Here is an 11,072-nt window from a genome sequence, read left to right on the forward strand (position 1 = left end):
CCCTTCAAGCCGCAATCATGTAAAACTTGCGCAAAGTCTGCGTGATTTCCCAGGTGCAGGGCGTGCCTTTGGGAATGAAAAAAGTATCTCCGGAGGTAAAGGTCTGCTCTGCCCCGTCAGAACTGGTCAATGTGACCGAACCTGATATCACAGTCATCATTTCATCTACCGGATAGGCCTCGATTTCCTCCCGGCAGGGTGCGCATTCCCAAACACCGACTGAAATCTTCTCATCCTTACTCTCGAAAAAGCTGCTGATGGTTTCGGACTTGTCCGCTGTGGTAAAATCGCCTTCAGCCACAAGTGAAGATGGGCCAAAGCCGGTTTCAGGGTGGCCTTCTGCCAGCAGTCGAATTGGGGTAGTCATGATGTCTTCCTTTCTTATGCCAAAGGCATCGGCAGATAGGCTGAGGCCTTCAAACTGTCCGAATTATCCAGTTCCCGGGCCCAACGGTGACCTGCGTGAACGGCGGCGGCGATAATCGAAGGGGCTTCGCAATCACCGATCCGACTGACCGATTTGATGCCCGCTTCGGCCCAGTCCGCCTCACGCTCCAACAAATCCTGATACAGTTCATCATTGGGCGTTTTTGACGTCAGTACAACCGCTGTTCCCAGTGGCAGTTCCAACCCCTGACCGCCATGGATACAAGCGAATTCGATGCGGTCTTCGTGCACATTCTTAAGTGTTTTCAGACGTTCGATACGTACGTCCAGTTCCATCAGGCGGGCGATGACTTTGTGTTGTTCCATCGTCAGTGCCAGATAGGGAGCCACCTCAGCAGCCGGGATTACATAGCTGACCTCGTGCCCATCCTTGACCAGCTTTTCGGCGAGCACATTGCCCAGATAGGCGCCATCCTCGTCATAGATGACCACCGGACCTTTGACTTCGGCCCCGTCCAGAATGTCGTCCGGGGTCAGCACGTTCACCTCGTCGCCCCTCAACACTGGGGTCACGTTGAACCGGCCTATACCATCCCTGCGCCATGTGGCGCCGGTGGCGATCACGACATGCTCCAGCCCAAACTCCATGATGTCACCAGCTGCAAGCGGTGAATCCGTGTAGAGGTTTACGTTGCCAAGTTGCTGCAGCGCATAAAGACGGTAATCCGCAACCCTGATCCACTCTGACAGGCCCGGCAGACCTGCCTCGCGTTTGACACGGCCACCCAATTCCTCGCGCGCATCGGCTACGGTCACTTCGTATCCACGCTTGGATAGGATATTGGCGCATTCCAAGCCTGCCGGACCGCCGCCCACAATTAGGATCGTATCGTCCGAACTTTTCGCCGGTACCTTCTCGGGATGCCAACCACGCCGATATTCGTCCATTATGGTCGGGTTCTGGGTGCAGCGCATTGGCGCATAAGACATCTCGCCCGACGCGCAGATATTACAGCCGATACACTCGCGGATATCGTCAACCCGGCCCTGATCAATCTTGGTTGGGATAAACGGATCGGCGATCGACGGGCGCGCCGCGCCAACCAGATCCAGTACCCCGCGCCGCACCTGGCTGAGCATCGTGTCGGGCGAGGTAAAGCGACCCACGCTGACAACCGGCTTGTCGACCACACCTTTGACAAAGGCAATCTGCTGTTCCTGAAACCCTTCCTTCGAGAACCGTGAAGTCTGACTGTCTTCAGGCCAGTCGGAAATGTTCACATCCCAGAGATCGGGGATATCCTTCAGCATCTCGACCAATTCCTGGCCCTGCGTCAGATCACCATCGATTTCGTTTACTCCGAACCTGAAGGCAACCGCACAGGTATCGCCAATGGCGTCCTTCATACCCTCAAGTACTTCACGCAGCAGTCGCGCCCGATTTTCCAAACTACCCCCATATTCATCGGTGCGGGTATTGTAGCTGGGCTGTAGGAACTGACTGAAGATCGACAAACCATGGCCGGCATAGGCGTAGACGATATCGAAACCAGCCTTCTGCGCCCGAACGGCAGCGGCAATATGCTGTTCGCGTACGGTTCTGATGTCCTGCTTATCCATCATCTTTGATTGAAATGGCTCGACCGATTCCAGGGTCAGGCGTGATGTAGGCCCCAGCGGCGGCGTGCGCGAGGCCCGATTGCCCGCCGCCAAACCGACATGGCCCAGTTCGACCCCTGCCAATGCACCATGGCGGTGCACCGCTTCGGGCATGCGTGAAATGCGCTTGATGTCAGCGTCGTTCCAAAGGTGCAGTGAAGGAAAGGGCCAGAACTCAGTAGTGTTCCCGATCTCGGCAATCTCAGTACACACGACACCCCAACCACCTTCAGCCTTCATCTCACGCATGCGCGTATTGGCATCCGGTGCGTTGTCTGATGTGCCGGAGCAATGCGGGACCTGATAGAACCGGTTCTTTGTCGTGACCGGGCCTATTTTGACCGGTTCAAACAATATGTCGTAGCGCGGATCTCTGGACATGGCTGGCCTCCCTGGCTTGCAGCAGCACAGCCCTGGACCCTGCTTGGCCATTTGTCGGGCTGGCAATATGATTGCCTGAAATCTAAAGAAAACCTGCAGGGAGCCTAGTGTCCCTAAAGGGATATATCCAAAGTTGAAGATGGCACGAACAATATCGGATCTACCTGCAACAACACCCCTACCCGAGCTTTCTCGAGCCATAGAAAGCTGCGGTGCAGAACCATTTCAGGCAGCATTATGTGAGGCGATTGCAAAGCTCCTTGGGGCCGAGAAACGCGGTGTGCTGCAATATTCTCGCCACGCGTTGCCGCACTATCTTGTTCGAGATCATGTGCCCGAGGAAGAGATCGACTTTTATCTGGCTGGAGCCTATCGCTTTGATCCGTTCTTTCATCATTGGCGCGAACTCGATGTAAACGGTGTTCTGAGCCTTGCCGAGTTGAATACGTCTGAGGGTCAGTTCGGTGAGAGCGCGCGAGACTATGTTCTGCGCTTTCAACCCAAGACCGGCATGGCTGATGAAATCGCTGTGCTCTGCCCCAAGATTGGCGGTGCAGTAGACAACTATTTCTTTCTCAGAGGATCTCCATTCACTGAGGACGAGTTGCGCACGTTACGCGCCCTGCACCCGACCATCCTGGCACTGCATGGTCTGAACCAACGGCTGATCCTGGGCGCGCTGGCAGAAGGAAACTCACACTATACCGGTTTTCCCGAAGCAGATGCTTTTGCAATTGATGACAGCCATGGCAGACAGTGTTTTGCCAGCGCCAGCTGGCGCAAGCTGGTCGGAAAAACGGTTGCCTTGTCAGACGCCGTTGCTCAAGCGCGTGAAGCGAGACCGGGGCAACCGCTGATCGTTGGGAACGCCCATGTCATCTCGGAAAAACTCGGAGCTGAATTCCCGCCTGCACCCAACGGGCGCATCACGTTTATTATAGAGCGCCCTCTGGCATCGTCTTCTCTGGTGTTGTCCGAAGTTGTCGATAATCTGTTTGCCGACCAATTGACGCAAAGGGAGATTTCGATCTGTTATCTGGCTCTCCGAGGATTTCCCTCTACCTCAATTGCCGAACAGCTGGGCATAGCGGTTGGTACAGTGAAAAATCATCGAAAGAGCATTTACCGCAAGCTCGACATCACCACCGAGCGTGAGCTTTTTTTGCTGCTTCTGAACCACGTCGGAGCGCGGTCGGAATGAAAAACCGGGCAGCTAGACTGCCCGGATCAGGAGTGCTGAACGCACGGGGAGTAATTACTTTTTCAGGTTGGTCCATATCTGGTCATAAACCGCCTGAACTTCTTCTGAACAGACCTCGATGAACACGCCCGGACCGACATTGTCATGCGGGTTCTTTTCGGGTTGCGACGCCAGATTTGGATCAAGAAAATCGGACACGCCCTTCACACCTGCATTGTACTGGGCAAAGTTGGTCACGGCGGCGATGTTTTCCGGCTCCAGCAGGAAGTCCATGAATTTCAGGGCATTTTCGCGGTTCGGGGCATCTTTCAGCAGAACAACGTTGTCCATCCAGGCAACATAACCCTGGGTCGGGAAGGCATATTCGACATTGGCGCCTTCTTCGCGGGCCTTGGCCGAGAAACCATCATAGATCTGGCCTACGGCCGCGTCACCCGACACCAGAACTTCTTTTGCGGTGTCTGAGTTGAACGAGGTCCAATGCTGTTTGGCATCTTGCAACAACGCGTTCAGCGCCTTGAGTTGTTCGCGATCACTGGAGCATTGCGGAATGCCCAAGTGCAGCGAAGCCATCACCATAATCTCGCCCTGTGCATCCAGCATGTTGATACGGCCCTGCAACTCTTTGGGCGGATTGAACAGGATATCGGTGGTCTGAATATCACCGGAATAGACGTCACGGTTTACGGCAAAGCTGGTAGAGCCCCACTGGTACGGGATCGAGTGTTTGCGGCCCGGATCAAAGCTGGGATCAGCCCATTCAGGCTCGATATTGCCTTTGTTCTTCAACTCACCGTCTTCGATCGTGTCCAGCATGCCTTCGTTGGCCATGATCGACACCATGTAGTCTCCGGGTACCGAAAGGTCATAGGTTCCGATGCCACCCGCCTTGAGTGACGCCAGCATCGACTCGTTCGAGTCGAACGTGTCCATTGTCACTTCGATACCGGTTTCCTCGGTAAACTTGTCCAGCACCTCCTGCGGCATGTATTCGAACCAGTGATACAGAACCAGTTCGCCTTCGGCTGCGGCGGCATTAGCACCAACTGTCAGAGCAAATGCCGCGACGCTGGTTTTCATGAAGGATTTCATTGTTCTCTCCATCTGTTGGTTTTATTTGGTGTTGTCAGTTTTGCTGACGAAGTAGCTGATCGTGACCATGATGATGGACACGCCCAGCAACATGGTCGAAATCGCCATGATATTGGGTTTGATCCCCTGTTTGACCGAGCCAAAGATCGCCGTGGGCAGGGTTTCGACACCGGCACCTTTCACGAAGTTGGTGATGATGAAATCATCCAGACTCACAATGAAAGCGAGCAGGAACCCCGATATGATGCCGGGCATCATCAGCGGCAGCAGGATCTTGGTGAACGCCTGCCGTTTGGTGGCGTACAAATCCTGTGCCGCCTGTTCGTAACTGTCTTCGATCCCCTGCATCCGGGCCGAAATCGGCAGATAGGCAAACGGGATGCAAAAGGCGATGTGGGCCAACAAGATCGTCATGATCCCACGATCAAACCCGATCGAGTTAAAGAAGATCAGCGTAGCGACGGCGGTTACGATTTCCGGAACCATCAGTGGCAGGCTGATCAGGCCAAATGACACAGTGCGCAGCTTGAACTTACCACCACGGACCATACCGGTCGCTGCCAATGTTGCGATCGTGGTGGATACCGTGGCCGCCACGATTGCGATGATGAAGCTATTTTTGGCAGCCTGTTTGAACTTGTCGCTTTCAGGACCGGTGAAGACATCCGCATACCAGCGCAGAGACAGCCCTTCCCAGTTCGTCAGAGACTGTGATGAGTTGAAACTGTAGATCGTTACAACGACCAGTGGCGCATAGAGAACGATCAGGCAAAGCAGCGTGATGGCTTTGAAACCGCGATAGGATTTGATGTCGAAAGTTGAATTCGTCATGGCTTAACCCTCCGCCTTTTCAGCTTTGGCCTGTTGCCGGGCGAATAGCATCAGCAGGATCAGAACCATCGTCAGCAGGATCATTGAAGCGGCGGCTCCGAACGGCCAGTTGCCCGCGTTGCCTTTGAACTGCTCTTCGATCAGCGATCCGATCATGAAGTTCTTGGCGCCACCCAACAGGTCAGGTGCCAGGAACGAGCCCATTGAAGGAACGAACACCAGAATACAGCCCGCGATGACGCCCGGTTTGACGGCAGGCAGCAGGATACGCCGCAGGGTGGTCCATTTCGACGCATAAAGATCTGCAGCCGCTTCGGACAAGGCAAAGTTGTAGCGCTCGACCGCTGCATAGATAGGCAGAACCATGAAGGGCAGATAGGAATAGAACAGACCAAGCTGTACGGCGAAATTCGTGTTGACGATGTGCAGCGGGCTATCGATCAAACCAATACTGATCAGGAAGTCATTAAGTGGCCCCTGATCCCGCAACAGGAACTTCATCGAAACAGTTCGGATCAGCAGGTTCACCCAGTAGGGAATGGTGATCAGGAACACCCAGATCGGGCGCATGTTTTCCGATCGTGTGGCGATGAAATACGCAGTTGGAAATCCGATCACAAGACTCAGAAGCGTTGCCGCACCCGCCTGCCAGATAGACCGCCAGAAGATGGTGATATAGGTCCATTCGATCTTGGGAGGTTCGTCTCCGAACAGACCACGATCGAAGAAGAACTGGTCATAGGCCGCAAGGCTGAATTCCCAGATCACACCGCCCCTGAATTCTTTGGTCAGGAACGAATAGATCAGCATCATCACGACCGGAGCCAGAACCAGAATGCTCAGAGTGACCCAGGCGGGTAACAACAGCCAGGTCCGGGCCTCTTTGTAAGTGTCGGTGGTGGCGCTGCCACCGCTTGCTGCACCTGCTGCCATCAGTCCAACAAGAGGCGCGCAGCCCCCAGCTCCATGTTGACGAACATTTCGGTGCCCGGTTCAAAGATGCGTTTGTTGCCACGGTCAGAGTTCGAGGTACGGACCACGAAATCGGGGCCGTCCTGCAAATCCACGATCGTGGTGATGTCCGTGCCAACAAAGATGTTGTCCTTGACGCGCCCCTTCAGGCTTTCGCTTTCGACCGGCTGATCAGACATGTACAGACGCTCGGGTCGGATCGACATGTGTACCTTCGAGCCGACACCGACACCGTCTACCTGATCGCAAGTCAACTCGTGCCCACCACCCAGATGGCAGGTTGCGCGGCCATTCTCGATACCGTCAACCGATACCTCCAGAAGGTTTGTTTCACCGATGAAATCGGCCACGAACATATTGCGTGGACGTTCATAGATATCTGTCGGCGCGCCCAACTGCTGCAACTCACCAGCGGACATGACCGCGATACGGTCGGACATGGTCAGGGCTTCTTCCTGATCATGGGTAACAAAAATAAAGGTGATCCCGGTTTCGCGCTGCAAGTGCTTGAGTTCCAGCTGCATCGCCTTACGCAACTTGAGATCGAGCGCCGACAACGGCTCATCCAGCAACAGAACCTTGGGTTTCGGCGCTAGTGCGCGGGCCAATGCGACACGTTGCTGCTGACCACCCGACAACTGGCTAGGTTTACGAGCTGAAAACTGGCTTAGCTGAACCAGTTCCAGCATTTCCCCTGCACGTGTCCTGGCAACGGATTTCGAACTTCCACGCATCTCAAGACCAAAGGCCACGTTGTCCAGAATCGTCATATGCGGGAACAAGGCGTAGTTCTGGAAAACTGTATTCACCGGGCGCTTGTTCGGTGGAAGGTTTTCGATTTCGTCACCAAACAGAAAGATCGCCCCTTCGGTCACATCCTCAAACCCGGCGATCATCCTAAGCAACGTGGTCTTGCCACAGCCCGATGGCCCCAAAAGGGTGAAAAACTCGTTGTCCATGATTGACAGAGAGATTGTCTTGAGCGCTGTGAAGTCGCCATAGCGTTTTACCGCATCCCGCACGTCAATCGCGATTTGTTCCTTGCTAGACAAGTGCGCCTCCCTCAGCATCGCGAAGTTTCAACCGGTTATATCGCGCTGGAGAGGCCCTCTGAATTATTGAGTTCCTCACTAAACATTAGGTTTAGCCTAATCATTTAGCTAACAAATTGTTGTCACACGGTTTTTCAGAATATCGCGCCATCGAGCCAACACGATTCAATGATTTATTTGTGAACCATAGCTCCTGGTCTCTGTTTGGGTTCGTTCTGTCCTAATCAGTACAAAGGAAAGACCGACTTTAGATCGCCCTGCCCCTCTAGTAAGCCTCATCCGAAAGTCATCTTTGACCAGAGGCAGGACCAATGCCCCAGTACCGAACCGAAACGGACTCAATTGGCGACATAGACCTACCCTTCAATTGCCTGTTCGGTATTCAGACCGAGCGGGCCCGCCGAAATTTTCCAATAACGGGCGTCCCGCTGTCGCAATTTCCAAATCTTGTCATCTCGCTAGCGATGGTCAAAAGCGCTGCGGCACAAGCAAATGGGGAACTGGGCGGGATAACCAGTGCCAAAGCCCGCGCCATCGTCAATGTTTGCGATGAAATCATCGAGGGACAACATCACGAGCATTTTGTCGTGGACATGATTCAGGGCGGTGCCGGAACCTCGACCAACATGAACGCGAATGAGGTTATTGCGAATCTTGCTCTCAAGAAACTGGGCCACCCGCCCGGAACCTATTTTCAGCTACATCCCAATGACGACGTGAATCACGGCCAGTCGACAAACGATGTCTATCCGACCGCTGTCCGATTGGCCGTTCTCTTTCAGGTGGGACCGCTCTGTTCGGCACTGTCGGGTCTTCAGGCCGCCTTTGAAGAACGCGCTCAGGCATTCGCGAACATCGCTAAAGTTGGTCGCACGCAATTGCAGGATGCCGTGCCGATGACGCTGGGTGCCGAGTTCAGAGCTTTTGCTGTCACTGTCGGAGAAGACTTAGATCGCATCAACGAAATCGGGCGCCTTTTGGAAGAAGTGAATCTGGGTGGCACGGCCATTGGTACCAAGGTCAATTCCGAAGCGGGTTATGACGCACGCGCAATCTCTCATCTGGCAAGGATTTCGGGTTTCGATCTCAGGCAGGCCCGCGATCTTATCGAAGCCTCATCGGATCTGGGCGGTTTCGTCACGTTTTCGGGAATCCTGAAGCGGGTGGCCGTAAAACTGTCCAAAATCTGCAACGACTTGCGCCTACTGTCTTCTGGTCCGCGCGCAGGCCTGGGCGAGATTATTCTCCCTGCAGTACAGGCAGGATCTTCGATTATGCCGGGAAAGGTGAACCCGGTAATACCGGAGGTGGTCAATCAGGTCTGTTATCAGGTGATTGGCAATGATCTGACCGTCACAATGGCAGCCGAGGCAGGGCAGTTGCAACTGAACGCGATGGAGCCGGTGGTGACCTACAACCTGCTAAATTCGCTTATGATTCTAACCAACAGCATAAATGTCCTAACGGAAAAATGCGTACTGGGGATCAAGGCGGATGCAGATCGCTGTGCGGCACTGCTCGACAACAGTCTGATCCTGGCGACTGCTCTGGCACCATATCTCGGATATGACGCTGCCGCGCGCCTTGCCAAACAAGCTTTGGAGACCGGCAAATCAATCCGTGACGTAACTGTGGAAAGCGGGCTGGTACCTGCGGAAAAACTGGATAGCATCCTGTCAGCATCAACCATGGTCAATCAGGAAGCCTTTTCATGAACCGATTGTACTTTTCCCCAGCCTCTCCCTTTGCGCGCAAAGTCAGGGTGGCGATACTTGAAAAAGGTGTCGAAGACCTTGTTGCAGAGGTCGAAGTTACAACCTCTCCGATCGACACCAACGCCGAGCTTGCCGCGCATAACCCGCTGGGTAAGTTGCCATGCTTGCAACGCCCCGATGGCCGTGTGGTCTATGACAGCCGCGCAATTCTGCGCTTTGTCGACAGCCTGAAAGCGAACACTTCGCTTTACGCCAAGGATGATACCGAATTTGACCGGCTGACCATCGAAAGCCTTGCCGAAGGCGTCATAGAAGCGGCACTGCTTTGCGTCTACGAGCGGCGTATCCGCCCAGAGGATCAGGTATCAAAAGCCTGGATCGATGGGCAGGCGGATAAGATCAACCGTTCTCTCGACTGGTTTGAGACACATGTACTAGACGCACTGGAGCCACAGTTTGATGCAGCATGTATCGGTCTGGCTTGCGCGTTGGGCTATCTCGATTTTCGCAAGCCTATCGGGGACTGGCGCCCCGAACGCCCGCAGCTAACAGCTTGGTATGAAAAGGTATCCAAGCGACCCTCTCTGGCACAGACAGTGCCAAGTTAACCAAAGGAGCAAGCGCAGAAATGAAGGTACTCGTGCCTGTCAAACGCGTGATTGACTATAATGTGAAGGTTCGCGTGAAAGCGGACGGTAGCGGTGTTGATCTCGCCAATGTCAAAATGTCGATGAACCCGTTCGACGAGATTGCGGTGGAAGAAGCGATCCGCCTGAAAGAAGCTGGCAAGGCTGATGAGGTTGTTGCAGTTTCGATCGGCGTAAAGCAGGCGCAGGAAACCCTGCGCACCGCGCTGGCCATGGGCGCCGACCGCGCCATTCTGGTTGTGGCCGCTGATGACGTCCACCAGGACATCGAGCCGCTGGCCGTTGCCAAGATCCTGGCCAAAGTGGTCGAGGAAGAGCAGCCGGGCATCGTTCTGGCGGGCAAGCAGGCGATCGACAACGACATGAACGCCACCGGCCAGATGCTGTCGGCCCTGCTGGGCTGGAGCCAGGGCACCTTTGCCTCGGAACTGGACATCGAAGGCGACAGCGCCAAGATCACTCGCGAGGTGGATGGCGGTCTGCAGACCATCAGCGTCAAGATGCCGACCATCGTGACCGTTGACCTGCGCCTGAACGAACCGCGCTATGCGTCGCTGCCCAACATCATGAAGGCGAAGAAAAAGCCGCTGGACGAGAAAACCGCCGCCGATTACGGCGTCGACGTCACGCCGCGTCTGGAAATCGTCAAGACCGAAGAGCCGCCGGCACGTGCCGCTGGTATCGTCGTGGGCTCGGTTGATGAGCTGGTCGAGAAACTCAAAGAAGCGGGGGCTGTGTAATGGCTGTTCTTCTTCTCGCAGAGGTTAACAACGGCGAACTGGCGCTGGACGCCACCGCCAAGGCTGTCACCGCCGCAAAGGCGCTGGGTGACGTGACCGTTCTGGCCGCGGGCGGTTCTGCCGCTGCTGCCGGTGAGGCCGCCGCCAAGATCGACGGTGTCTCCAAGGTTCTGGTTGCCGAAGACGCATCGCTGGGTCACCGCCTGGCGGAATCGACCGCAGCCCTGATCGTGGGTCTGGCCGACGGCTACGAGCACATCGTGGCACCGGCGACCACCGATGCCAAGAACGTGATGCCCCGCGTTGCAGCCCTGCTGGACGCAATGGTGATCTCGGATGCCTCCGGCGTGGTTGACGGTTCGACCTTCGAGCGTCCGATCTACGCAGGCAACGCG

General features: G+C 55.1%; 10 protein-coding genes and 1 pseudogene. 5 read left to right on the forward strand and 6 right to left on the reverse strand.

The window, feature by feature from the left end; translation table 11 throughout:
• Positions 1 to 4 precede the first annotated feature (4 nt).
• Together E1297_RS14485 and E1297_RS14490 are read right to left on the reverse strand one after the other, a co-directional pair.
• The gene (locus tag E1297_RS14485) at positions 5 to 367 is read right to left on the reverse strand and encodes a cupin domain-containing protein (RefSeq protein WP_155139336.1); all 363 of its coding nucleotides are present in this window, start codon (positions 365 to 367) and stop codon (positions 5 to 7) included.
• Positions 368 to 381: 14 nt separating this feature from the next.
• Positions 382 to 2,427, reverse strand: coding sequence for an FAD-dependent oxidoreductase (locus E1297_RS14490; protein ID WP_155139338.1), 2,046 nt, complete (start codon positions 2,425 to 2,427; stop codon positions 382 to 384).
• Between the two features lie 139 nt (positions 2,428 to 2,566).
• On the opposite strand from E1297_RS14490, the gene E1297_RS50300 reads away from it, so the two are divergent.
• Positions 2,567 to 3,628 (forward strand): helix-turn-helix transcriptional regulator, encoded by a 1,062-nt coding sequence (locus E1297_RS50300; RefSeq protein ID WP_244327769.1) that lies wholly within the window; start codon positions 2,567 to 2,569, stop codon positions 3,626 to 3,628.
• A gap of 54 nt (positions 3,629 to 3,682) precedes the next feature.
• Here E1297_RS50300 and E1297_RS14500 read toward each other — a convergent pair whose 3' ends face one another.
• From E1297_RS14500 to E1297_RS14515, 4 genes are read right to left on the reverse strand one after another with little or no spacing between them, the layout of a single operon-like run.
• Positions 3,683 to 4,720: an extracellular solute-binding protein gene (locus E1297_RS14500; RefSeq protein WP_155139340.1), complete on the reverse strand. Its 1,038-nt coding sequence runs from the start codon at positions 4,718 to 4,720 to the stop codon at positions 3,683 to 3,685.
• Positions 4,721 to 4,741: 21 nt separating this feature from the next.
• Positions 4,742 to 5,551: an ABC transporter permease gene (locus E1297_RS14505; RefSeq protein WP_155139342.1), complete on the reverse strand. Its 810-nt coding sequence runs from the start codon at positions 5,549 to 5,551 to the stop codon at positions 4,742 to 4,744.
• Positions 5,552 to 5,554: 3 nt separating this feature from the next.
• Complete coding sequence (locus E1297_RS14510) at positions 5,555 to 6,484, reverse strand: ABC transporter permease (RefSeq protein WP_155139344.1); 930 nt, start codon at positions 6,482 to 6,484, stop codon at positions 5,555 to 5,557.
• Positions 6,484 to 7,575 (reverse strand): ABC transporter ATP-binding protein, encoded by a 1,092-nt coding sequence (locus E1297_RS14515; protein WP_244327770.1) that lies wholly within the window; start codon positions 7,573 to 7,575, stop codon positions 6,484 to 6,486. Before E1297_RS14515 ends, E1297_RS14510 begins: the two co-directional genes overlap by 1 nt.
• Before the next feature lie 311 nt (positions 7,576 to 7,886).
• On the opposite strand from E1297_RS14515, the gene E1297_RS14520 reads away from it, so the two are divergent.
• The 4 genes and pseudogenes from E1297_RS14520 to E1297_RS14535 all read left to right on the forward strand — a co-directional run.
• Complete coding sequence (locus E1297_RS14520) at positions 7,887 to 9,290, forward strand: aspartate ammonia-lyase (RefSeq protein WP_155139348.1); 1,404 nt, start codon at positions 7,887 to 7,889, stop codon at positions 9,288 to 9,290.
• Positions 9,287 to 9,898, forward strand: coding sequence for a glutathione S-transferase family protein (locus E1297_RS14525; protein ID WP_155139350.1), 612 nt, complete (start codon positions 9,287 to 9,289; stop codon positions 9,896 to 9,898). Before E1297_RS14520 ends, E1297_RS14525 begins: the two co-directional genes overlap by 4 nt.
• Positions 9,899 to 9,918: 20 nt before the next feature.
• Positions 9,919 to 10,677, forward strand: coding sequence for an electron transfer flavoprotein subunit beta/FixA family protein (locus E1297_RS14530; protein WP_155139352.1), 759 nt, complete (start codon positions 9,919 to 9,921; stop codon positions 10,675 to 10,677).
• A pseudogene (locus E1297_RS14535) lies at positions 10,677 to 11,072 on the forward strand (electron transfer flavoprotein subunit alpha/FixB family protein); the annotation flags it as partial. The gene E1297_RS14530 and the pseudogene E1297_RS14535, both read left to right, overlap by 1 nt.

The organism is Roseibium sp. RKSG952 (assembly GCF_009711355.1).